Source organism: Chryseobacterium sp. TQ-BC-N36 (genome assembly GCF_058382295.1).
Genome location: NZ_CM178175.1, coordinates 3,370,817 through 3,392,489 on the forward strand (window position 1 = coordinate 3,370,817; position 21,673 = coordinate 3,392,489).

Annotated in this window: 25 protein-coding genes; 15 read left to right on the plus strand and 10 right to left on the minus strand. The window is 37.3% G+C overall.

The features are described 5' to 3' along the window. Nucleotides 1–57: 57 nt before the first annotated feature. On the minus strand, nucleotides 58–1,416 hold the full coding sequence (locus AC3FI7_RS15020; RefSeq protein WP_343661056.1) for an acyl-CoA dehydrogenase family protein: 1,359 nt from the start codon (nucleotides 1,414–1,416) through the stop codon (nucleotides 58–60). 207 nt (nucleotides 1,417–1,623) lie between these two features. On the opposite strand from AC3FI7_RS15020, the gene AC3FI7_RS15025 reads away from it, so the two are divergent. The 12 genes from AC3FI7_RS15025 to AC3FI7_RS15080 all read left to right on the plus strand — a co-directional run bounded on the left by AC3FI7_RS15025 (nucleotide 1,624) and on the right by AC3FI7_RS15080 (nucleotide 12,578). Beyond that, nucleotides 1,624–2,535: a DUF4349 domain-containing protein gene (locus AC3FI7_RS15025; RefSeq protein ID WP_142725130.1), complete on the plus strand. Its 912-nt coding sequence runs from the start codon at nucleotides 1,624–1,626 to the stop codon at nucleotides 2,533–2,535. A 156-nt stretch (nucleotides 2,536–2,691) separates the two neighbouring features. Next, nucleotides 2,692–3,567: a TraB/GumN family protein gene (locus AC3FI7_RS15030; protein ID WP_343661054.1), complete on the plus strand. Its 876-nt coding sequence runs from the start codon at nucleotides 2,692–2,694 to the stop codon at nucleotides 3,565–3,567. Between the two features lie 23 nt (nucleotides 3,568–3,590). Next, nucleotides 3,591–4,100, plus strand: a complete 510-nt coding sequence (locus AC3FI7_RS15035) for an RNA polymerase sigma factor (RefSeq protein WP_491460414.1) — start codon at nucleotides 3,591–3,593, stop codon at nucleotides 4,098–4,100. Further along, nucleotides 4,090–4,695: a hypothetical protein gene (locus AC3FI7_RS15040; RefSeq protein ID WP_142725133.1), complete on the plus strand. Its 606-nt coding sequence runs from the start codon at nucleotides 4,090–4,092 to the stop codon at nucleotides 4,693–4,695. Before AC3FI7_RS15035 ends, AC3FI7_RS15040 begins: the two co-directional genes overlap by 11 nt. A 204-nt stretch (nucleotides 4,696–4,899) precedes the next feature. Continuing rightward, nucleotides 4,900–6,540, plus strand: a complete 1,641-nt coding sequence (gene pgi / locus AC3FI7_RS15045) for a glucose-6-phosphate isomerase (RefSeq protein WP_142725134.1) — start codon at nucleotides 4,900–4,902, stop codon at nucleotides 6,538–6,540. A gap of 3 nt (nucleotides 6,541–6,543) precedes the next feature. Beyond that, the gene (locus tag AC3FI7_RS15050; RefSeq protein WP_491460415.1) at nucleotides 6,544–7,368 is read left to right on the plus strand and encodes a class I SAM-dependent methyltransferase; all 825 of its coding nucleotides are present in this window, start codon (nucleotides 6,544–6,546) and stop codon (nucleotides 7,366–7,368) included. A gap of 20 nt (nucleotides 7,369–7,388) precedes the next feature. Next, nucleotides 7,389–8,273: a bifunctional 5,10-methylenetetrahydrofolate dehydrogenase/5,10-methenyltetrahydrofolate cyclohydrolase gene (locus AC3FI7_RS15055; protein WP_002983915.1), complete on the plus strand. Its 885-nt coding sequence runs from the start codon at nucleotides 7,389–7,391 to the stop codon at nucleotides 8,271–8,273. A gap of 8 nt (nucleotides 8,274–8,281) precedes the next feature. Next, nucleotides 8,282–8,911: a 7-carboxy-7-deazaguanine synthase QueE gene (locus tag AC3FI7_RS15060; protein ID WP_491460416.1), complete on the plus strand. Its 630-nt coding sequence runs from the start codon at nucleotides 8,282–8,284 to the stop codon at nucleotides 8,909–8,911. 43 nt (nucleotides 8,912–8,954) lie between these two features. Next, nucleotides 8,955–10,325 (plus strand): exopolysaccharide biosynthesis polyprenyl glycosylphosphotransferase, encoded by a 1,371-nt coding sequence (locus AC3FI7_RS15065; protein ID WP_491460417.1) that lies wholly within the window; start codon nucleotides 8,955–8,957, stop codon nucleotides 10,323–10,325. Between the two features lie 96 nt (nucleotides 10,326–10,421). Continuing rightward, a complete protein-coding gene (locus tag AC3FI7_RS15070) occupies nucleotides 10,422–11,174 on the plus strand; it encodes an MlaE family ABC transporter permease (protein WP_142725138.1) in 753 nt (250 codons plus the stop codon). Beyond that, entirely contained in the window at nucleotides 11,174–11,983 is an 810-nt protein-coding gene (locus AC3FI7_RS15075) for an ABC transporter ATP-binding protein (protein WP_142725139.1), read from the plus strand. The genes AC3FI7_RS15070 and AC3FI7_RS15075 overlap by 1 nt, the downstream gene beginning before the upstream one ends. Then, entirely contained in the window at nucleotides 11,967–12,578 is a 612-nt protein-coding gene (locus tag AC3FI7_RS15080) for an outer membrane beta-barrel protein (protein WP_491460418.1), read from the plus strand. The genes AC3FI7_RS15075 and AC3FI7_RS15080 overlap by 17 nt, the downstream gene beginning before the upstream one ends. A gap of 37 nt (nucleotides 12,579–12,615) precedes the next feature. Here AC3FI7_RS15080 and AC3FI7_RS15085 read toward each other — a convergent pair whose 3' ends face one another. Then, nucleotides 12,616–12,927 carry a hypothetical protein gene (locus AC3FI7_RS15085; RefSeq protein WP_142725141.1) on the minus strand — a complete coding sequence of 104 codons (312 nt, stop codon included), beginning with the start codon at nucleotides 12,925–12,927 and terminating at the stop codon, nucleotides 12,616–12,618. Between the two features lie 86 nt (nucleotides 12,928–13,013). Continuing rightward, complete coding sequence (locus tag AC3FI7_RS15090; protein WP_142725142.1) at nucleotides 13,014–13,820, minus strand: M48 family metallopeptidase; 807 nt, start codon at nucleotides 13,818–13,820, stop codon at nucleotides 13,014–13,016. Nucleotides 13,821–13,925: 105 nt separating this feature from the next. Here AC3FI7_RS15090 and AC3FI7_RS15095 point away from each other — a divergent pair, with 105 nt between their 5' ends. Next, nucleotides 13,926–14,474: a DUF4251 domain-containing protein gene (locus tag AC3FI7_RS15095; protein ID WP_142725143.1), complete on the plus strand. Its 549-nt coding sequence runs from the start codon at nucleotides 13,926–13,928 to the stop codon at nucleotides 14,472–14,474. Here AC3FI7_RS15095 and meaB read toward each other — a convergent pair. Beyond that, nucleotides 14,471–15,463, minus strand: coding sequence for a methylmalonyl Co-A mutase-associated GTPase MeaB (gene meaB / locus AC3FI7_RS15100; RefSeq protein WP_343661046.1), 993 nt, complete (start codon nucleotides 15,461–15,463; stop codon nucleotides 14,471–14,473). The two genes, AC3FI7_RS15095 and meaB, sit on opposite strands and share 4 nt — an antisense overlap. A 199-nt stretch (nucleotides 15,464–15,662) precedes the next feature. Here meaB and AC3FI7_RS15105 point away from each other — a divergent pair, with 199 nt between their 5' ends. Together AC3FI7_RS15105 and AC3FI7_RS15110 are read left to right on the plus strand one after the other, a co-directional pair. Then, nucleotides 15,663–15,956, plus strand: a complete 294-nt coding sequence (locus AC3FI7_RS15105; protein ID WP_491460419.1) for a c-type cytochrome — start codon at nucleotides 15,663–15,665, stop codon at nucleotides 15,954–15,956. Nucleotides 15,957–15,974: 18 nt separating this feature from the next. Next, complete coding sequence (locus AC3FI7_RS15110; protein ID WP_142725146.1) at nucleotides 15,975–16,262, plus strand: c-type cytochrome; 288 nt, start codon at nucleotides 15,975–15,977, stop codon at nucleotides 16,260–16,262. 50 nt (nucleotides 16,263–16,312) lie between these two features. Here the strand turns inward: AC3FI7_RS15110 and AC3FI7_RS15115 are convergent, their stop codons facing one another. The 6 genes from AC3FI7_RS15115 to AC3FI7_RS15140 all read right to left on the minus strand — a co-directional run bounded on the left by AC3FI7_RS15115 (nucleotide 16,313) and on the right by AC3FI7_RS15140 (nucleotide 21,667). Next, nucleotides 16,313–16,819 carry a tetratricopeptide repeat protein gene (locus AC3FI7_RS15115; RefSeq protein ID WP_491460420.1) on the minus strand — a complete coding sequence of 169 codons (507 nt, stop codon included), beginning with the start codon at nucleotides 16,817–16,819 and terminating at the stop codon, nucleotides 16,313–16,315. After that, nucleotides 16,806–17,504 carry a peptide chain release factor H gene (gene prfH / locus AC3FI7_RS15120; RefSeq protein ID WP_142725148.1) on the minus strand — a complete coding sequence of 233 codons (699 nt, stop codon included), beginning with the start codon at nucleotides 17,502–17,504 and terminating at the stop codon, nucleotides 16,806–16,808. The genes AC3FI7_RS15115 and prfH overlap by 14 nt, the downstream gene beginning before the upstream one ends. Before the next feature lie 2 nt (nucleotides 17,505–17,506). Further along, nucleotides 17,507–18,052, minus strand: coding sequence for a nucleotidyltransferase family protein (locus tag AC3FI7_RS15125; RefSeq protein WP_491460421.1), 546 nt, complete (start codon nucleotides 18,050–18,052; stop codon nucleotides 17,507–17,509). Nucleotides 18,053–18,129: 77 nt separating this feature from the next. Continuing rightward, nucleotides 18,130–19,521 (minus strand): RtcB family protein, encoded by a 1,392-nt coding sequence (locus tag AC3FI7_RS15130; RefSeq protein ID WP_491460422.1) that lies wholly within the window; start codon nucleotides 19,519–19,521, stop codon nucleotides 18,130–18,132. 27 nt (nucleotides 19,522–19,548) lie between these two features. Then, the gene (locus tag AC3FI7_RS15135; protein ID WP_142725151.1) at nucleotides 19,549–20,283 is read right to left on the minus strand and encodes a hypothetical protein; all 735 of its coding nucleotides are present in this window, start codon (nucleotides 20,281–20,283) and stop codon (nucleotides 19,549–19,551) included. A 397-nt stretch (nucleotides 20,284–20,680) separates the two neighbouring features. Beyond that, a complete protein-coding gene (locus tag AC3FI7_RS15140) occupies nucleotides 20,681–21,667 on the minus strand; it encodes a M28 family peptidase (protein ID WP_491460423.1) in 987 nt (328 codons plus the stop codon). Nucleotides 21,668–21,673 lie beyond the last annotated feature (6 nt).

The following is a 21,673-nucleotide window of genomic DNA, read 5'->3' on the forward strand; positions in this document are numbered from 1 at the left end:
ATGATAGGTTGCAGGTTGCAGTACCTACAACTTATTACCTGCCATCCGACCTCTTCTCTATACAAAAGCACTGAAACCTGTAATCGATCGTCCAACGATGAGCGAGTTGATTTCTTTTGTACCTTCATAAGAATAAATCGCTTCTGCATCAGCAACAAATCTGGCTACATCGTATTCCAGCAGGATTCCGTTACCTCCCATCACTTCTCTGGCCCTGGAAACGATATCTCTTGTTCTCAGCGTACAGAAAACTTTTGCCAGTGAAGCGTGTTCATCTTTTAAAATTCCTTCATCCTGCATTTCGGACAATCTGAAAACCATGGTCTGCATTGCGGTGAGGTTAGACAGCATTTCCACAAGATGCCCCTGAATCATTTGGAATGAGGCGATAGGTCTTCCAAACTGTTCTCTTTTTCGGGTATACTCCAGTGCACTTTCATAAGCTCCCCGTGCACAGCCTGTGGCCATCCATGCAACTCCGGCCCTGGTCATTCTGAGGACTTTTCCTGTATCTTTGAAGGAATTAGCATTCTGCAGACGGTTTTCTTCAGTTATGAGACAGTCTTTTAAGGTGATCAAGCCGTTCTGGACAATCCTTAGAGCCATTTTTCCTTTAATCTTTTCTACAGAATATCCTGGATTATCTTTTTCCACAATAAATCCTTTTACCTCACCACTGTCCAGATCTCTGGCCCAGATAATGATCAGATCAGCAAAAGTGGCATTGCCTATCCATTTCTTCTGGCCGTTAAGCACCCACCCTTCAGTAGTTTTCTTACAGGTTACTGTAAGCCCGCCTGCAGCTCCTGAGCCAACCTCCGGTTCCGTGAGCCCAAAAGCTCCTATCTTTTCAAATTTCTGCATCTGCGGAAGCCATTTTTGTTTTTGCTCTTCCGAGCCACAGATATAAATAGATCCCATCGCCAGCCCTGACTGTACTCCAAAAAATGTAGCAATTGAAGCATCAATTCTCGCCATTTCCATAGCAATAACACCCTCCATCAGGAAGGGCATTCCCGGGCAGCCATATCCTTCATAGGTAACACCGCAGATGTCAAGTTTCTGGAACTTAGGGATCAGCTCGAAAGGGAATTCATCTCTGAGCCAGTAATGATTCACAAGAGGTTTTACTTCTTTTTCCATGAACGCCCTTACTTTAAGCTGAATTTCACGCTGTTCAGGGGTCAGTGTATGGTAAATATCATAGAAATCACCATCTATAGGCGGAAGTTCTTTTTTTTTCTTTTCCGGATCAAGCATTTTCATCAATCCTGAAAGCTGTTTGTCATCCAGCTTTGAAAAATTATGCATCAGCCTGGGCAGATCTACTTTTTGAGAAATAGCACTCAACTGATCAAAATCTATGGATGTAAATAATCCTATTGCGTCTCTGATTTTGGAAAACGTATTTGACATAGTGATAGATTGTAGTTTTGGTTTGTAAAAGATAAGCAAAAACTGCTCCGAAACCAATAGCAGGAACACAGATCTGTTTTACAAAGAATTCAATTTCAATCCATTACAACTGAAAATTTATTTACAAACTTTTTACTTTTGATTTTCAAGCGTTACAAAAGATCCTGACTGAACTTTGGCTCAAGGAAAACATTTAAAATCAACGCTATGAAAACCACTTATATTACATTATCCCTATCAGCTGTTCTTTTATTAGGAATATACTCATGTAAAAAAGGAGAAGTTGCCACAACTGATCTTGATGCTTATGCCACCAGTGATACAACTGCCGCTGTTGTTTCAGACAGCATTTCATCAGTAGCCAGTATGAAGGTAAAAGACAAACAGTTCATCAAGACAGGAGACGTCAGTATGGAAGTAAAAGACGTATATAATGCAACCATCGCTATTGAAAAATCGGTGCAGGAACTCGGTGGTTTTGTTACCAACAGTAATCTTCAAAGTAATGTGGTTTCTGAAAGTACCTATAATACTTCTAATGAAGAAGCGATGCTTGTTAAAAAATATCAAACGGAAAACACAATGCAGGTTCGTATTCCCACTGAAAAACTGGGTGACCTTTTAACAGCCATCAATGCCAACAAATTATTCCTTAATTCAAGATCCATCAATGCGGAAGATGTGACAGCCAACATCAAATATTCTGAACTGGAAGGAAAAAGAAATCAAAAGACCGCCGAAAACATCAGCAAGCTGAAAACAAATAAAGATAAAGTAACGCTGGATAATGAGAATATGTCTGAAGGAAATCTTCAAAAGCTGCAAAGTATGAATATGACAGATGATCTGAAGTACAGCACAGTTGATATTTACATCAAAGAGCCTCAATTGCGTATTGCTGAAATTGCCGTTACCAATACTACAAGCATTGATAATAAATATAAATACAATTTCATCTATGACGCAAAAGACGGTTTCATCTATGGGTTTTACCTTATCCAGAGAATTATCGTTGCTCTTATCAACATTTGGCCGATCTTATTAATTGCAGCTGCTTTGATCTATTTTCTGAAAAAAAGAAAAACTTCAAAACCTGAACATTCAAAAATCCAGGAATAAAAGAATACTCATAACCAACTGGTTATCATCATAATTTTAGATTTTACAGCCTCCTTTTTTCGGGAGGTTTTATTTTTTTGAAAAAAAAACTGTAACGATTACAACTCCTGTTTTACCTACTGTTTAAAAGAACAGAGAATCAAAAAAATAACTACTATGAAAAATTTAATAAAACTTGGATTCGCCGCATTATTATCAGTGAACTCTTTGACTGCAAAAGCACAGAACACAAACAACGGAAAAGACAACAGTCTGCTTTGGGAAGTCTCGGGGAACGGTCTCCCTAAACCATCTTACATTACCGGAACTTTTCATATCTTATGCAGTAAAGATTTTGAGATCAAACCTAAGGTTCTGAAAGCTCTTGAAAATACAGAAAGCTTTATTATGGAAATTAACTATACAGATCCTGCTGAAATGGTATCACTGCAAAAAATGTTTCAGGCTGACAGCAAGATATCTGATCAGCTTTCCCCGGAAGAAGCTAAAGAATTAAATACAATTCTTGCCAATTACGGAACTGATCTGAAAAGTGTTGATTCTTCAAGTCCCCAGTCACTTTATGCGCTGCTTTCCACCAAAGCCACTCCATGTCCAAAGACTGAAGTAAAGCTTTATGAAATGGAACTTCTTCAGAGAGCAATGAAAGATAAAAAAAGCATCAAAGGGCTTGAAAAAGTAGAAGATCAGATGAAATCGATTAATAAGGCTTACGATCTTAAGAGCACCATTGCTCAATTGAAAATGGGCAGGGAATATCAAATATTATTCGGACAGATGATTGAAGCTTTTAAAAATGAAAATGTACAATCTCTTTACCGTCTTTTTAAAGATGAAAGATTTATGAATTCCCAACAGGAAAAAGCAATGCTGACCGACAGAAATCAAAACTGGGTAAAAATAATGCCTGCCATGATGAAAAAAGAAAGTTCTTTATTTGCTGTTGGAGCATCACACCTTATGGGTAAAAATGGAATTATCCCTCTTCTGCAAGCAAAAGGCTATACGGTAAAACCTGTATCAAACTTATAACTGTAACCAAACCATGAAAGATTGTGAGTAATTCAACAGAAACTGCTTTTTTAAAGCTTGTCAACCAGCATAAAGGCATCTTATACAAAGCCTCGCGAATCTATGCGGATTCTGTAGAGGATCGGGAAGACCTGCAGCAGGAGATTCTTATCCAGCTGTGGAAATCTTATCAGACTTTCAAAGGAAACAGTGAATTCTCCACCTGGATGTACCGGGTTGCAATCAATACCGCAATTACTTTTTTGAAAAAAGAAAAACAAAGATCTGATAATCAAACGGATGCTCCCAGTTACTTTGAACTACAGCAGGAAGATTATAATCCCACCAAAGACAGGCAGCTGGAAGTTTTTTACAGCGCGGTTCAGGAACTTAATTCATTAGAAAAAGCCGTCATATTTTATTTCATGGAAGGAATGTCACATAAGGAGATTGGAAACAATCTGGGCCTCAGCGAAGGTAATGCCCGGGTAAAACTCAACAGAACAAAAGAAAAAATACAGCAAATCATAAAAAAATCAGGTTATGAATTTTGATCAATTAAAAGAACAATGGAATAAAGAAGACAATCATGTCAACATTCCTGATACGATAGAACAGCTAAAGGAAAGCAAACACCCTATAGAAAGAATCCAAAAAAACATGAAAAAAGAATTTCCTATGCAGATTCTTGCCATCATTCTTATCGCTTTCTTCCCTTTTCAGTTTAAATTTCCTTCATCACAGTACATTATTTATTATGTATCCTATACCATGATGGTCGTTATCTCTTCGTATTATCTGTTTGGATTTTATAAATTTTACAAACAGACAGAACTTTACACAGGAAATACCAAAAACAGCCTTTGGAAAATATATCATGAACTGCGTCTGAATATGGAACGATATCAGTCTTTCGGGTTTTTATTACTCCCTCACGTACTTTTAACTATAGGACTGATCTTCTACAACACGATGAAAGAAAAAGGGAAATCTTTAGCAGGATTTACCGACTCTTATCAACTGGGATTAATTATTATAGTGCTCATCGGAACTTTAGGATTCATAATAAGTATTGTATTATGGACAAAATATGTCTATGGAAGAAGCGCCCGGCAACTGGAAAACATCCTGAACGAAATAGATGAATAAGAGCAGAGCTTCTCTCATAAAAGACTTATTATAAAACCTCAGACCTGTTCTGAGGTTTTGTTTTTTTAAAAAATCGTTATTTATCATCTCCAAATTTATCTGAGGTTTTATTTTTCCGTAAATTTGCAAATCAGAAATAAATGATTATGGTTTGTTAGCTATATCATCCATAAATGATTTTCTGAACGATAAAAATTCTGTAATATGCTATCAAAAATAAATCCAACACAAACTAACAGCTGGAAAGCACTTGACGAACACTTCGCTGGAAATGACTTTGATCTTAGAACTCTTTTCCAGTATAACCCAAACCGTTTTAACGAGTTTTCCCTGCAAAAGGACAACTATCTTTTTGATTATTCTAAAAATTTAATTGACTCAAGAACAAAAGATCTTTTATTACAATTGGCTGAAGAATGTCAGTTAAAAGATGCTATTTCCAAAATGTTCTCCGGAGATAAAATCAATGAAACGGAAGGAAGAGCCGTATTACACACTGCATTAAGAGATTTCTCAGACCGTGAGATCCTTGTAGACGGAGAAAACATCAAACCGCAGATCAAGAGAGTTCTTGAACATATGAAATCTTTTTCAGAAAAAGTGATTTCAGGAGAGCATAAAGGTTTCAGTGGAAAAGAAATTACAGATGTAGTCAATATCGGAATTGGAGGATCAGATTTAGGTCCCGTAATGGTTTGCTCTGCCTTAAAGCATTTTAAAACAAGATTAAACGCTCACTTTGTTTCCAATGTGGACGGAAATCATATCGCAGAAGTAGTGAAGGATTTAAATCCTGAAACTACTTTATTCATCATTGCTTCCAAAACATTTACCACTCAGGAAACAATGACCAATGCCAACTCCGCTAAAGACTGGTTCCTGAAAGCAGGAAAACAGGAGGATGTCGCGAAACATTTTGTAGCTTTATCTACTAATATTGAAGAAGTTAAGAAGTTCGGGATTGCAGAAGAAAATATTTTCGAGTTCTGGGATTGGGTAGGCGGAAGATATTCTCTTTGGAGTGCCATCGGGTTAAGCATTGTTCTTTCTGTAGGATATGAAAACTTTGAACAGCTTCTAAGAGGTGCTTTTGATACTGACCAACACTTCCAGACTGCAGAATTTTCTGAAAATATCCCTGTATTAATGGGGCTTTTAGGAATCTGGTACCGCAATTTTTATGCAGCAACTACATATGCAATTCTGCCTTATTCTCAATATCTGGACAGATTTGCAGCATATTTCCAGCAGGGAGATATGGAAAGTAACGGAAAATGTGTGGACAGAAATGGTGAATTTGTAGAATATGAAACCGGACCTATCATCTGGGGAGAGCCAGGCACGAATGGCCAGCACGCATTCTATCAATTAATCCATCAGGGAACTGAATTGATTCCGGCAGATTTTATTGCCTATGCAAAAAGCCCGAATAAAGTTTCCGACCATCAGGATAAATTATTAGCTAATTTTTTCGCTCAGACTGAAGCACTTGCCTTCGGAAAACTGGAAGAAGAAGTGGAGGAAGAACTAAGAAATTCCGGCCAATCAGATGAAGAAATTGACCGACTGATCAATTTCAAGGTCTTCCATGGAAACACCCCTACCAACTCAATACTATTCAAGGAGTTAACTCCGTTTTCACTGGGACAGCTTATCGCTTTGTATGAACACAAAATTTTTGTACAGGGAGTGATCTGGAATATTTTCAGCTTTGACCAGTTTGGAGTGGAATTAGGAAAAGTATTAGCCAATAAAATCCTTCCTGAACTTGAAAACAATGAAACAATAACCTCTCACGACAGTTCTACCAACGGCCTGATTAGTTATTATAAACAAAATAAATAGCAGATGTCTGCATTAAGATCATATTATTATAAACTCCCTCCCGGTTTCAGGCTTCTAGGAAGAAAAATTTTTTACTTCCCTATAGATCTTTATGAAGGACTTATTGGAAAAAGAGCTAAAAATGAGCCCAAAAAGGGTGATATCTATGTAGGAAGCAGCGACTTTATTCCCCACGGAATCCGGCAGATGAATGTATTAAAAAAATACATTTCACTCAGCAATACGGATCATGTACTGGATGTTGGATGCGGTATAGGAAGAACGGCTATAGCTTTAACGGGATTTATTGATAGAGGAAGTTATGATGGTTTTGATGCTGTTGAAAAAGGAATTGTTTGGTGTGAAAAGCATATTCACAGAAAGTATCCTAATTTCAATTTTAAGTTCACCCCAATTTATAATGATCTGTATAACACCTACAGCCAAAAAGCTGAAGATTTTACATTTCCTTATGGAAACGAACTGTTTGATAAAGTCTTTCTGTTCTCGGTCTTCACCCATATGCAGATCCCGGAGATCAGACAATACCTAAAAGAAATAAGCCGGGTTCTTAAAAACAACGGACAATGTCTGGCTACTTTCTTTCTGTATGATCATTCTAAAAATGAGGAAGGAAGCATGCACTTTCCTCATCAGTATGAAGGATATAAATTAATGGATGATAAAGTAACTGCCGCCAATATAGCGGTAAGCTTACCGCTACTCAATCAGATGGCTTACGATGCCGGGATGAAAGTAACGGTTATAAAAGAAGGATTCTGGAGAAATGATGTAAATAAAGAAAATGCTGATGAATTTCAGGATATCGTTGTATTCAATAAAATCTAAATAAAAGTAAAAAAGTAAAAATGGCAGAAATTCTTGACGGACTTAAAGTATCCAAGGAAATTAAAGCAGAGATCAAGGTTGAAGTAGAAAAGATTCTCGAAAGCAAAAGAAGAGCACCACATCTGGTAGCCATTCTTGTGGGAAATAACGGAGCGAGCAAAGCCTATGTAAACTCTAAAGTGAAAGACTGTGAGGAAGTAGGATTTCAATCCAGCTTAATCAAATTTCCAAGTACAGTTTCCGAATCTGAATTGTTGGAAAAAATTGATGAGCTTAATAAATCTAAAGCAGTGGATGGGTTTATCGTACAGTTGCCTTTACCGGACCAGATTGACCAGGAAAAGATCATCAATGCTATTGATCCAAGAAAAGATGTGGATGGTTTCCATCCTGAAAATTTTGGAAAAATGGCTCTTGAAATGGATACTTTCTTACCAGCCACTCCTTTTGGTATTCTAACACTATTGGAAAGATATAATATTGAGACCAAAGGAAAAGACTGTGTAATTATCGGAAGAAGTAAAATTGTAGGAAGACCGATGAGTATCCTTATGGGAAGAAAAGATTTCCCCGGAAACTCTACTGTTACCCTTACCCATTCTTATACAAAAGACATCGAAGAATATACAAAAAAAGCAGACATCGTTATTACAGCTTTGGGAGATCCTCACTTCTTAAAAGGAGATATGATCAAGGAAGGAGCAGTAATCATTGACGTGGGTATCACAAGAGTAGACAATGATTCTCCGAAAGGCTATTATCTTGCAGGTGATGTAGATTTTGACAGCTGTGCAGCAAAAGCGAGCTGGATCACACCGGTACCTGGAGGAGTAGGCCCAATGACGAGAGCGATGCTGATGAAAAACACCATCATTGCTTACAAAACTTCGGTCTATAACGACTAATTTTTACAATGAATAAAGAAGAAGATATTTTATTAAAAGAAGGTAAAATGCTCCCTGTCATGGAGCATTTTTACACTTTACAGGGAGAAGGAGCGCATACCGGAAAAGCAGCCTATTTTATCAGGCTGGGAGGGTGTGATGTAGGATGTCACTGGTGCGATGTAAAAGAAAGCTGGGACCCTAAGCTCCATCCTTTGATGAATGCTGCAGAAATTGCAGAAACAGCAGCCAGACACTGTAAAACAATTGTGCTGACCGGTGGTGAGCCTTTAATGTGGAACTTAGATGTACTGACCTCCAGACTGAAAGAGTTAGGATGCACAATTCATATCGAAACTTCAGGAGCCTACCCTATGAGCGGGCATCTCGATTGGATTACACTTTCACCTAAGAAAACAGGACTTCCTAAAGAAGAGATTTATCAAAAAGCCAATGAACTTAAAGTAATCGTTTTCAATCAGCATGATTTTACGTTTGCTCAGGAGCAGGCAGCTAAAGTTTCTGAAAACTGTAGACTTTATCTTCAGAGTGAGTGGAGCAAAAGAAATGATATGTATCCAAAGATCACAGATTTCATTCTGGAACATCCGGAATGGCAGGCTTCAGTTCAGACACACAAATATCTGAACATACCGTAAAAAAGTGTAAATTAGCTGGTCTTATCCGCTATAATACCGATAGATGCAGAGAATTCGATACTCCAGATACCTGAAATCGATCATTATGTTGCTTGACCTCATGGTTATTGCATCTGTCTTTATATTCTTTTTTATAAGCAGAAACGAAAGTTTAAAATACCATAAAGAAACCTGGTATCAGAATATTTTTTCTTTGATTCTGTTATTTTTATTCTGGGTGCTTTTGAGCGGCAGAACAAAAATATACAATATTCCGAGGAATCTCACCTATACCCTGTTTCTTGAACGCCTTTTAATTCATTTTCTATTTTTTATACTTGGCGTTCTGCTTATAGGAAAGGTAAGTAAGAATGTATTTTTCAATTCGGATATTTACTGGCTCTCACTTTATCTTTTTATTTTCATATTTCTGGCAAAGTCACTGATCTATTTTGCGATCAAATATTTACGATCCCTGGGTGCCAACTACAGAAATGTAATGTTTCTTGGAGACACTCATTCTATAGAGATTCTTAAAAATATTTTTATCGACCGTAAAGATTATGGATACCGGATATTTGAATATGAAAATCCTGAGCTCAATATCAGTGAGCTGGTTTCTTTCTGGCAAAAAAACGGAATTCATACTTTATTTCTATCTATGGAAAATTCTTATGATAAAAGGATTGAGAATGAAATTTTCAAGCTGGCAGAAGATCATAAGATTCATATCTCACTCATCCCAAGTATCACACAAAGTGATTTTTTCCTTTATGACCTTGGATATATACAGACTCAGCCGGTACTTAATCAGGCCCGGTATCCGCTGGATTATTATTCTAATTACCTGATGAAAAGAACATTTGATATCTTCTTTTCTGCCCTTATACTTATTTTTATATGTTCATGGGTATTTCCCATCATCGCCATTTTAATCAGAACAACTTCCAAAGGCCCGGTTTTTTTCCTTCAGAAAAGGTATGGTTTTCACGAGGAAGTCTTCAATTGTATTAAGTTCAGAACAATGATCGTCAATGATGAGTCTACCACCAAAACCACATCATTGAATGACTCCAGGATTACCAAAGTGGGTAGGTTTTTAAGAAAAACCAGTCTTGATGAACTTCCACAGTTCATTAATGTATTGAAGGGTGACATGTCTGTGGTAGGCCCACGTCCGCACATGCTGTCGGTTGATAATTATTATAAACCAAAGATCGGGAGATACAGCTTAAGAAGCATGGTTAATCCAGGCATTACGGGATTGGCACAGGTAAACGGGCTGCGTGGTGACTTAGGGGATGTGGAGGTAGAGATGAAGAAAAGAGTGCTGGCAGATACATTTTATGTAAGGAACTGGAGTTTTGTACTGGATCTGGTGATAATTTTAAAAACTATTTTTTTGGTTATCGGAGGAGATAAAAATGCCAAGTAAAAACCGGATAAAGTATATAATTTTAATACAAAAAACCAAGCTTGAGTCTTATCCCTGACTCTAGCCCAATTAAATAAAAAAGTCTAATTTAGCAGTATGTTAAAAAAGTTTTTCACAGCGATAGGGGAATACATTATCCTCTTGGGAAAATCCCTACAGAAACCTCAGAAAATGAGGGTTTTCTGGAAGCTGTTCATGAGAGAAATTAATGATTTGGGAGTAAATTCTTTCGGGCTTGTAGTCTTTACATCAATATTTGTGGGGGCTGTAGTTGCTATTCAGATGTTCAATAACTTTGATGCTTCTTCATTTCCTATTCCTACTTCATTTGTAGGATACGCTACAAAGGCAGTATTGGTTCTGGAATTTTCACCAACTATTATCAGTCTGATTCTGGCAGGTAAAGTAGGATCCTATATTGCATCCAGTATTGGAACGATGAGGGTTTCCGAACAGATTGATGCACTGGATATCATGGGAGTCAACTCCCCCAATTTTTTGATTCTCCCTAAAATTGCTGCCTGTATGCTCTTTAATCCGCTACTTATCGCCATCAGTATCGTATTTGGTATTGGCGGAGGATATATTGCCGGAATTCTGACCGGAAACTGGACCGAGAACGACTATATCGTAGGAATTCAAATGTATATGCCCAATCTGTTCATCTATTATGCATTTGTCAAAACAATCGTTTTTGCCTTCATCATTGCCACAGTACCTTCTTATTTCGGATATAATGTGAAAGGAGGCTCACTTGAAGTAGGTAGAGCCAGTACACAGGCTGTAGTATGGACAATGGTATTCATTATCATTTCCGAATTAATTTTAACCCAATTAATATTAAGCTGATGATTGAGGTAAAAGATCTTAAGAAAAGTTTTGGAGATGTTGAAGTACTTAAGGGAATTTCAACTTCATTTGATAAAGGAAAAGTAAACTTGATCATTGGGCAGAGTGGTTCGGGAAAAACGGTTTTTCTTAAAAGTTTATTGAATGTATATATGCCTTCATCAGGAGAAATCCTGTTTGATGGAAAAGATATCAATACCATGACAAGAGATGAAAAACAACATCTCCGCTCGGAAATCGGGACTGTATTCCAAGGAAGCGCATTATTTGATTCTTTAACAGTAGAAGAAAATATTATGTTCCCTCTCGATATGTTTACCAACCTTACTTACAGAGAAAAAAAGAAAAGGGTTTTTGAGGTAATAGGAAGAGTACATCTTGATAAAGCAGAAAGAAAATATCCTTCTGAGATCTCAGGAGGAATGCAGAAAAGAGTTGCTATTGCACGGGCCATTGTTAACAATCCTAAGTATCTGTTCTGTGATGAGCCCAACTCAGGGCTGGATCCGTATACCTCAAAGGTAATTGATGATCTCCTGTATGAAATCACAAAAGAATACAACACAACAACCATCATCAATACCCATGATATGAATTCGGTAATGACAATTGGCGAGAAAATTGTATACCTAAGATTAGGAATCAAAGAATGGGAAGGTAATAAGGACATTCTGATCACAGCAGGCAATAAAAATCTGATTGATTTCGTTTATTCTTCAGAGCTCTTTAAAGAACTGAGAGAATATTTACTTGAGAATAATAAAACGATCGAGAATACAAAAATAGACGATAATGAAAAAGGTACTTAATATAGCTTTAATAGGGTTTTCAATGTGGGCGTCTGCACAGATCTCTCTGGCAGGTAAGGCAAATTTAATTTTTCCTACAGGCTCTCCATCATGGTCCAACATCAAAGGAACAGTGAATGATGCCATTGAAGGGACAGGTAAAAATAATGTAGGTTTCAATGTTGGGCTTTCCTTAAAAGTAGGGCTTCCTACCTCATTGTTTGTGATGCCGGAAATCTATTATACTCACTTTAAAAATGAGTTTACTACAGATAATACTACTTTTGATGTAAAAAGCAACCGTATTGATGTTCCGGTTCTTTTAGGATATAACCTTTTGGGGAATATGCTTGGGGTTTTTGTAGGACCCGTTGGAAGTTTTAACTTGAATAAAGACAATACTTACAACGATTTCAAAGAAAATGCTAAAAATGACTTTACAGTAGGATATCAGTTTGGCGCACAGCTTGAAATCAAAAAGCTTATTGTAAATGCAAAATATGAAGGAGCTTTCAGTAAAGATCAGAGAAATTTTATCAACAGAGTTTCCGGTTCGGAAATCAGATATGATAACAGACCCAACCTGTTTATGGTAGGTTTAGGATATAAATTCTAATTTAATATCGAAAATAACAACTTTAAACCCTCAAATTTTATATTTGAGGGTTTTTATTTTGTGCTTCAAGTTCAGCCTGACGTTTTGCAATTTCTGCAGCCTGTTTCTCAAGTTCTTCTTTGTCTTTCTGCAGCTGCTTGAATTCTTTTTTCTTCTGTTCTGCTCTGATAGCGCTGCCTTTACTTACATACCCCACCATTCCTCCAATGATAAGTCCTATCCCAACTCCTGCCATCATTCCCATAATGTGGGAAATTTTTATTTGTTCTACGGCAAAATCGGTCGTTAGATAGAAAAGTAATGCAGAAACAGCTAAAAGTATAAGTCCGGTAATTGATAAACTCTTCATAATATTGTGTTTAGGTGGTTACATAAAAAAGCCTTACCAAATTTACTAAAAATTTAATAAGGCCTTACTCAAGATTAAAATTCTAATTATAGTTTTCCTCCTGCAGCCTTATAATATTCCAAAGCTTTGGGAAGATCTTTGTTGATATCTGAAATTCTTGTTTCAGGATTCGGGTGGGTAGATAAGAATTCAGGTTGTCTGGACCCTGAAGATGCTGCTTCCATTCTGTTCCAGAAAGGGATCGCTGCCCTCGGGTCATATCCTGCCATAGACATCAGATAAAGCCCCATTTCATCAGCTTCTGATTCCTGATTTCTTCCATATTTCAATAAAGCGACTTGTGAACCGATAGGATAAACCTTCTGGAAAACACTGGCCCATTGGGAATTTGAAATGGTGCCTCCCAGAATAGCTCCTCCATACTGAGCTACCATTGCCTGAGAAATTCTTTCGTTTCCATGGCCTGCCAATGCATGGGAAACCTCATGTCCCATCACGACGGCAAGTCCGTTATCATCTTTTGTGATCGGTAGTATTCCTGTATATACTGCTACTTTACCTCCAGGCATACACCATGCATTGAGTTCATTACTCTGCAGAAGATTAAATTCCCAGTTATAGTTGGCAAGATCTGCTGATCTTCCTATGCTCTGATAATATCTTTCCGCAGCACTTTTAATTCTGTTTCCTACATTTACCACTCTTTTTGCATCTGCTGTACCGGTAATAACTTTACCTTTGGACAATGTCGTTCTGTATTCCTGTGAAGACATTGTTAAAATTTCTGAATTGTTGGCCAGCTGTAAAGAAGATCTTCCCGTAATCGGGTTTGTAGTACAGGCAACGGCCGACAGAGCAATAGCTCCTATTCCTAATAGATGTGTAACTTTCATAGTTTGAGTGTTAATAATTCAACCTTAACAATTTTTATTCCAAAATATTTCAGAAAGAATATATTTGCATACATTTTGCTGTTTAAATTTAACAATTATATCATTATGAAAAAGTATATTTCTTTGCTGATGATTTTTGGATTCCTGTTCTTTTTTCAGAGCTGTGCGTCACAAGGTTCATTAGATCCGAAAACCGTGGACACTTTAGTAAGTTCTCAGGAATTTACCTTCCATGCAGAAAGAGCCAATCCTACGAATTATGATGTTATCAATGTTTTGAATTCAATGCCTAACGCTACTGCCACCAGAATACTTAACCTGAGCGGAGATTATACCATTGATGTTAGCAAAAATACGCTTGATGTAGTGTTGCCTTATTTCGGAAGACTGTTCAATCCAACATACGGAAATACAAGTGATAACAGCTATAGATTTACTTCAAAAGATTTCACCGTAACGAAAACTCAGAATAAAAAAGGAACCTGGACATTAAAGTTCAAGCCTAATGATACAAGAAATGTGGATCAGATCAATATCGAAATTTTTAAAAACGGTAAAGCTTTAGTTTCTATGAGAAGTAATGACAGGCAACCGATTAGCTACGACGGATATATTTCAAAAATGCAGGAAAAAAAGGAAAAAGAAAAACCTTAGTCACTCTTTTTTCCCGATAAAAATTTTTCAACAAATAATTTTGCTTCAGTACTTGGATTAGAGATCATTGCTGAAGCATTTTTTTTGTGCATATCATAAGCCTCTTCCAAAGAATTGTCTTTTTTCATCAATGATAAAATATATTCCTGAACCCAGTATTCAAAACGTTTTTCAGCCTGCTGGACGCGGATTTCTTCAAAACGGCCGCTTTTCTTTTTCAGATCAATAAATTCAAATATTTTATCATAAACCTCCTGCAAGCCTTCATTATGAAGGGCCGAGCCCAGCAGAACAGGGATTTTCCAGCCTTTTTCCTTAGGAGGAATAAAGTCCAAAGCTCTTTTTAATTCAAGCCTTGTATTTTTTGCTTTCTGAAGATTATCCTGGTCTACCTTGTTGATGAAAATAACGTCTACCATTTCCATAATGCCGCGCTTTATACCCTGAAGTTCGTCTCCACCTCCAATGATTTTAAGGAATAAGAAAACATCAGTAATATCCGCCACGAGTACTTCCGATTGTCCTACTCCCACTGTTTCTATTAAAATGTAATCATATCCTGCGGCCTCACAGATCATCATGGTTTCAAAAGTAGTATTGGCCACTCCACCCAGAAAACCAGAGCTTGGTGAAGGGCGTATGAAGGCATTTTCCTCTTTCGCAAGTTCTTCCATTCTGGTTTTATCCCCTAGAATACTTCCTTTGTTGATTGCCGAACTGGGATCAATCGCTAAAACTGCTACTTTTTTTCCCTGAGCAATAACCAATCTGCCAAAGTTTTCTATAAAAGTAGATTTTCCTGCTCCCGGAACTCCGGTAACTCCTACTCTCACAGAGTTTCCGGTAAAGGGCATGATCTTCTTCAAAAGTTCCTCTGCCTGTACCCTGTGTTCTGCTTTTTTACTTTCAACCAATGTAATAGCTTTTGCAATCAGGCGTTTGTTTCCTGACTGTATTCCTTCTATTAACTCTTCTGTAGAAAATTTCATTGATTCAAAATTAATAATTAAAATGGGAATGGTCAATAGCCGTCTTATATTGATAAGGCAAAAGGCGTAAATTGTCCTGATCTGATGTTAACAATTTTTTTTATCAAGGTAATTTTTATTTCTTCTAAATTAAAACTACAGAGCCCTATGTCAACAGCTTAAGGAATTTATTACATTTGTTATATATCAAAAAAGAAACATGAAAAAACTTATTGCTGCGGCTTCGTTAACTGCTATCCTGCTGGTTTCATGTACGCCGAAAGCTGCTACATCCACTGCTACTCCAGGCGCTGCAACGTCTACTGCAGAACAGATTGCTCAGGGGAAAACCATTTTTGAAAATTCCTGCGGAAGATGCCATAAATTACCGGATCCTGCTTCACATAACCCTGTACAATGGGTAGGAATCATGAATTCGATGGCGCCAAAAGCTAAACTGACGGATGAACAGCATCAATGGGTTTATGACTATATTGTTTCTGTGAAGAAGTAATCAACAAACAAAAATAGTATGAAAAAAATCATCTTAGCCGGTATCGCAACATCAGCATTTCTGGTATCATGCGGACCAAAAAGTGTGGCTGTAACAGGGCCTAAGTATACCTCATCTGAGCAATTGGCACAGGGAAAAACGATTTTCGAAAATTCCTGTGCAAAATGTCATAAGCTGCCGGAACCTACCAAGCACGATGACAAAGGATGGATCAACACCTTAAGCAGGATGGCTCCAAAGGCTAAGCTGACGGATGACCAACATCAAATGGTATACGATTATCTGATTTCCGTAAATAAAAAATAAGCTTTCAATTGAAAGCTTATTTTCCTTTAATGATATCAGGTTAAAACAGATTATTCTGTCTTTTTTACAGTTCCTGTTCTGGTTGTCTTTGATTTGATTAATTTTTCTCTATCTTCAATGAATTCAAGAGCAGCACGGCTGTAAGCAAACTTTTTGGCCTCTTTAAGGGTTGCTAAAGCTTTTTTGTACTCAAAGTTTCTTTCCTGCAGAAGCGACAGGCAGTTGAGAATTTCCGATCTGTCAATTCCTTTCAGCTTTAGAGCAAATTCAATCAGTTTCTCTGCTTCTTTATAATCTTCATTATTCAGGAGACACTCAATATAATATTTTGGAGTATTTACATTTCCAATGTTATTCTGCATTGCTTCATCAAAGTACTTCTTAGCCGTTTCATAATCCTTCAATTCTTCTGAATATATTCTTCCCATCAGACAAAGGCTGTCTGCATCTTCCGGTTCGTAGGATAAGGCATAGTTCAGCGCATCCATGCACTCCGCAAGGTTGAAAGGAAAGTAGTCCAGCGCTTCAAAATAATATTTACTTTTAGTTAAGGTCATTTCTGTAGTTTTTAAGTTCATTTTTCAAGGCATTCCTTTGTTTTTTGAATGTCCTGTCTTCATAATTCTTTTTAAAATCTGTTCCTGAGAATGTACGAACCGGATTCCCACGCTCTATCTGCATCTGAAGAGACCAGGTTTCTTTCAGGTTTCTTTCCAAATTTTGCAGATAGGCTGCCATTACCTTTTCTTTGAGTCTGATAACGGAACGTTTTTTATTTTCCAGCTGCGAACGGGAATCCTGTACAAAAACAGTTTCCTTAGTGGGAATATGGGTAGCACGCACGGCAGTATTCACCTTATTTACATTTTGCCCTCCACTTCCCTGACTTCTCGCAGTCTGAAACCGGATATCTTTTTCATTGAAATCGATCATTTTTATATTTTCCAATTCAAAAATTCCAATAAACCAATTGCTTCTTTTATGCAGTTTCCTGAATGTACTCTTCCCTATCCAGCAAACACTTCCCAGCCAGTTTTTTAAGAAAAGATTTATTTCTTTTCCTTTCAAAAGGATAGTCACAGATTTTAATGTCAGGTTTTCATCACCGTTTTCACGATGAATAATTTCGTATTCTATTGTATTTTGTTTTGCCTCTTCAAGAAAGGTCTTCAAAACCCTGGCTACTACCCACTGACATTCCAAAGGACCTCTTCCTGAAGTGATCTGTATTAATTTTTCCATTTTTATATTGGCATTTTACTTAATAAAGGGTGCCCCACCGGATCTATCCCTTTTTGTAATAAATCTTTTGCGGCCATTACTGCCCAGCATTTGTCACTGGAGTGAATATTCCTGTAAAATGAAAGTAAAATATCAGGTCTCACAACGGTAAAATCATTGGCTTCAACTGTTTCAAGATCATCTTTTTCAAAGAAGTCAATGGTAATTCTGTGAAATTTTTCATTTTCCAGCTCAACTGTTTTTTCATATCTGCGAAAGTTTTCCTCACTGGGCAAATGATCATACCGGGTCCAGACTTTCTGAAATCCTTCCTTCTGAAGAATGATCACTACCTCTGCTATATTTTCTTTCTTTACAAAAACATCAATATCCTTATGGTCATGTGCATGTTTATATTCCATATGTCCTGTTTCTGACATAAAATGCCATGCCCAGCCACCTGATAAAATGACTTTATCTCTTAATTTATCTAAAATTTCAAGCCCTAACCGGATTCTGAATTCCGGCCAGACTTCACCGTATCTTTTTATGTTATGTGGTGCTCCCATTTTTTTGTTTTTAAATATTTTATTTATTAAACCTTACAGGTTTTTGAAACCTGTAAGGTTGTAAAATATCAGGTTGGCTACCTGTCCATTCTCACAATTCTCGGCTGAAATGTTCCCAGGATATCTACCAGTTCACTCTGTGCATTCATCACTTCATTAATGTCTTTGTAGGCCATTGGTGCTTCTTCTGCATTTCCGCCCATCAGTGTGACATTTTTCAGTTTCAGTTCTTTTTTGATATCATGCTGAGTGAAAAGGTTTTTGCATTCTCCTCTTGAATGGGCTCTACCCGCTCCATGCGATGCTGAGTTAAGGGATTCGGGGTTTCCTTTTCCGCGAACAATAAATCCTTTTGCCGTCATAGACCCCGGAATCATGCCCAGTTCATTTTCATTGGCAGGCGTTGCTCCTTTGCGGTGAACAATCACTTCTTTTCCATTATGGATTTCCTTCCATGCAAAATTGTGATGGTTCTCAATTCTGGCTTTTACTCTTCCACCAACCGCTTTAACGAGCCTTCTGTGAATATCATCATGACAGGCTGAAGCATAATCTCCGGCGAGATTCATTGCGGTCCAGTATTCCAGTCCCAGATGAGTACTCAGATCCAGCCATGCGAAATTTTGAGCTTCTTTTGGCAACGGGCACTGTTCTACAGCCATTCTTGAGTAATATTGGGCAATCTCTGCTCCCAATCCTCTTGAGCCGCTATGAGAAAGAATTCCCAGATATTTTCCTTTTGGCAGGCCAATTTGTTCGTCTTCTTCAGTGATTTCCACTTCCCCGAATTCTACAAAGTGGTTTCCGCCGCCCGAGGACCCCATCTGTTTGATCGCTTTTCCTTTTAATCTTCTTAAGATTGGAATCATATCAAATGTATCCCTGTCGAAAATCTCATGATCTATGTGAGATTTATGCGTTTCATACATCCCGAATTTTGTATGCTCAGCAAGCGCTTTTTCATATTTATCTCTTGCTCCTTCAAGATAAGAAACCGGTGTATCCAAAATACTAAGGCTCATTCTGCAGCCAATATCCATACCTACACCGTAAGGGATTACCGCATTTTCTACTGCCAGCACTCCTCCTATGGGAAGTCCGTAGCCGCTGTGGGCATCCGGCATTAATGCTCCCTGAGTAGAAACAGGCAGTTTCAAAGCAGTATACAGCTGATTTTTTGCCTCTTCTGAGATATTAGTACCAAAAATCTGAAATGAAGCCCGCTGGGAATTCAGCATCCGCTTTTCAGTTTTTTTGGATGAAAGCAGGGTTTCTGCAATCTGTCCGAAGGTGAGATCTTTTTCAAATTCTTCCGGATTCAACAGGATTTCCTTTAAAAGAGATTTTACGTGGTGAATATTCTTCGTTGCAAAATTTCTTTTCATGACTTCCAATGCTACGTTTACGCTTTGGTTATTTGGATAGCCCAGTTTTAATATATCTTTTCCTTTTAGTTTTAAATTTCCCATTGTTTTTGTTTTAAATAACAGTTGGACTTATTCGTCCTGTAAGCTTTCTGCAATCTCTGTTGCAGACATTGTGCAGGTCACATATTTCCTGCTTTTGATAAGTTTTCTTTGATACGTTTCTTTCCATGGATTTGACTTACATAAAATAGTCTTGTTCATAATCCCTATCACCTTATACTCTCCCAAATAGGAATCCAGCACTGCATATTCTTTTTCCAGCTCCAGATCCAAGGGTTTGTAATGAGTAATCATGTTGGGTTTTACTCTCAGAGTAAATCTCCACGGTTCAGTGAATTTATAGTAGGTTCCGAATATCTTACGAACAGGGCAATAGTCTTCTTTCTTTTCAAAGTATTGTCTTTCTCTGTCGGTAAGCCCCAATTTCGGATCATTCCAGGAAAATGAAGTGATATACCTGAGCTTCTGTTCTCTTTCTACATATATCTTTCTTCCGAACTTTCTTTTCTTTTTGAGAAACTTGCGGTTTTCAGAATACGAATAGGTATTGATCTTCTTTAAAATTCCTTCGAAAAAATCTCCATCTTTGGATTGCTTTACATCATCCCTCACTACAAAGAATCTTACAAATCCTTTTTGATAAGGTTTATCTAATGGAATCAACGGAAGATTTCTTCTTATTTTCCAGAGTTCTCTACTACGTTTGTATTGTTTTCTTATCTGCTTTTCTACATCTTTTCTAATTGCTCTTTTTCTGCTTCTCATGCTTCTCAGCCGGGAAAACAGAAGGTTATTATTTTCCATTGTTCACACAAGCCTGATGTGAGATCTTAATTTTTTATCTCGCACAGCTTTTAATCAACTAAAATATCAGTTGAATGAATTAATAATAGACGAAATAGTTCTGAGGAATATTTCTCATCCTATTTTGCCTTTAATGACACTAAAAAAGATTTCGGGAAAACTTGAAGTTTGAAATATTGCGCAATAAAAAACCCGAAATCTCTACGACTTCGGGTTTTGATATTTCATTGTACTGTTATTCTAAGAATGTACCAAACCACGAAGCGTTACCACCATAAGCGGTAATCCAACTGTAGAATTCTGATTTGTTCTGAACATTGCTTCGTTGTTTTTAATGGTTAAACTTGATTTTCAGGTGCAAATATATACATTTTTCTGACAATCAAAATTATTTTTTTCACTTAAGGTGAATAATGCTGAGAAATATAGCATTTATAACCTTTGTCATCCTATTGGTATCCAGCGTTTCCAGAGTGTCAGTGGGTTCGTGATAGTTTTTATTTCTGAAGAAGGAAGAATCAGTGATCATAAGTGCAGGAAAATCAAAATTCCAATAGTTAAGATGATCAGAAAAATCTATACCCGCAACAAATTTGGGGGCTGAGAAAGTTTCTGTTTTTATCTGTTCTGACCCTTTAAAATTTTCAATGAAATTTTTTACAAACTGACCTGCACCACTGAATTTTTTGACCAAAGTAATAAAATCTCCTTTATCGCCATAGAACCAAGAAAGAAACCCTATAGGAAAACCCTGAGAACCTTTTTCGTCACGGAAATAACCTATCATTTCTACACTGGCCATTCCATATACGTCGATCTTGTTATCCTTTAAATATTTTGCATGGACATAGCTTCCCATATTTTCTGTTCTGAAATAAGGTGGTTCTTCCAACGTGTACGCAACTAGATCTACCCTGTACTTCAGCTTCTGCCCTTTCAGCATTCTTGCCAGTTCCAGGAGGGCTGTAACTCCGGTTGCGTTGTCGTCTGCTCCCTGCTGGTCTCCGCAAACATCATAATGCGCTCCAATAATAATCCTTTTGGTATTTTCTGTCCCGAAGGAAGTAATGACGTTTTTGTAGACTTTTCCGTCTACTTTATATTCCTGAAAAGAGGTACTGTCATCATAAGCAGCAAAGGTTTGATGGATGTAGTCTGCAACGGCATTAAGCTGATCAATATTTTTATGATTCCTGAATTGTGGAGTTTGGGTAAGTGCTGCTAAATGCTTTTTTACCAAAACGGTGTCTGCTACAACCGGAGAGCTTTGTGCTGATAGATTATTCTTCCCCGAAACTACCAGAAAGAAACATATAACAATAAATAAGCCTACGAGAAGAAGTATTTTTTTCCTCGTAGACTTTATAATTTTTTTCAGATTCATAGTTAT

Excerpts from the sequence above, each read along its gene's own strand:
- AC3FI7_RS15090 (WP_142725142.1), bottom strand. The coding sequence starts at position 13,820 with ATGAAAGTTACACATCTATTAGGAATAGGAGCTATTGCTCTGTCGGCC.
- AC3FI7_RS15080 (WP_491460418.1), top strand. The coding sequence starts at position 11,967 with ATGAAAAAGGTACTTAATATAGCTTTAATAGGGTTTTCAATGTGGGCG.
- prfH (WP_142725148.1), bottom strand. The coding sequence starts at position 17,504 with ATGGAAAAATTAATACAGATCACTTCAGGAAGAGGTCCTTTGGAATGT.
- AC3FI7_RS15125 (WP_491460421.1), bottom strand. The coding sequence starts at position 18,052 with ATGGGAGCACCACATAACATAAAAAGATACGGTGAAGTCTGGCCGGAA.
- AC3FI7_RS15140 (WP_491460423.1), bottom strand. The coding sequence starts at position 21,667 with ATGAATCTGAAAAAAATTATAAAGTCTACGAGGAAAAAAATACTTCTT.
- AC3FI7_RS15055 (WP_002983915.1), top strand. The coding sequence starts at position 7,389 with ATGGCAGAAATTCTTGACGGACTTAAAGTATCCAAGGAAATTAAAGCA.
- pgi (WP_142725134.1), top strand. The coding sequence starts at position 4,900 with ATGCTATCAAAAATAAATCCAACACAAACTAACAGCTGGAAAGCACTT.
- AC3FI7_RS15110 (WP_142725146.1), top strand. The coding sequence starts at position 15,975 with ATGAAAAAAATCATCTTAGCCGGTATCGCAACATCAGCATTTCTGGTA.
- AC3FI7_RS15065 (WP_491460417.1), top strand. The coding sequence starts at position 8,955 with ATGCAGAGAATTCGATACTCCAGATACCTGAAATCGATCATTATGTTG.
- AC3FI7_RS15115 (WP_491460420.1), bottom strand. The coding sequence starts at position 16,819 with ATGACCTTAACTAAAAGTAAATATTATTTTGAAGCGCTGGACTACTTT.
- AC3FI7_RS15040 (WP_142725133.1), top strand. The coding sequence starts at position 4,090 with ATGAATTTTGATCAATTAAAAGAACAATGGAATAAAGAAGACAATCAT.
- AC3FI7_RS15050 (WP_491460415.1), top strand. The coding sequence starts at position 6,544 with ATGTCTGCATTAAGATCATATTATTATAAACTCCCTCCCGGTTTCAGG.
- AC3FI7_RS15135 (WP_142725151.1), bottom strand. The coding sequence starts at position 20,283 with ATGGAAAATAATAACCTTCTGTTTTCCCGGCTGAGAAGCATGAGAAGC.
- AC3FI7_RS15085 (WP_142725141.1), bottom strand. The coding sequence starts at position 12,927 with ATGAAGAGTTTATCAATTACCGGACTTATACTTTTAGCTGTTTCTGCA.
- AC3FI7_RS15075 (WP_142725139.1), top strand. The coding sequence starts at position 11,174 with ATGATTGAGGTAAAAGATCTTAAGAAAAGTTTTGGAGATGTTGAAGTA.
- AC3FI7_RS15105 (WP_491460419.1), top strand. The coding sequence starts at position 15,663 with ATGAAAAAACTTATTGCTGCGGCTTCGTTAACTGCTATCCTGCTGGTT.
- AC3FI7_RS15025 (WP_142725130.1), top strand. The coding sequence starts at position 1,624 with ATGAAAACCACTTATATTACATTATCCCTATCAGCTGTTCTTTTATTA.
- AC3FI7_RS15060 (WP_491460416.1), top strand. The coding sequence starts at position 8,282 with ATGAATAAAGAAGAAGATATTTTATTAAAAGAAGGTAAAATGCTCCCT.
- AC3FI7_RS15130 (WP_491460422.1), bottom strand. The coding sequence starts at position 19,521 with ATGGGAAATTTAAAACTAAAAGGAAAAGATATATTAAAACTGGGCTAT.
- meaB (WP_343661046.1), bottom strand. The coding sequence starts at position 15,463 with ATGAAATTTTCTACAGAAGAGTTAATAGAAGGAATACAGTCAGGAAAC.
- AC3FI7_RS15095 (WP_142725143.1), top strand. The coding sequence starts at position 13,926 with ATGAAAAAGTATATTTCTTTGCTGATGATTTTTGGATTCCTGTTCTTT.
- AC3FI7_RS15020 (WP_343661056.1), bottom strand. The coding sequence starts at position 1,416 with ATGTCAAATACGTTTTCCAAAATCAGAGACGCAATAGGATTATTTACA.
- AC3FI7_RS15070 (WP_142725138.1), top strand. The coding sequence starts at position 10,422 with ATGTTAAAAAAGTTTTTCACAGCGATAGGGGAATACATTATCCTCTTG.
- AC3FI7_RS15030 (WP_343661054.1), top strand. The coding sequence starts at position 2,692 with ATGAAAAATTTAATAAAACTTGGATTCGCCGCATTATTATCAGTGAAC.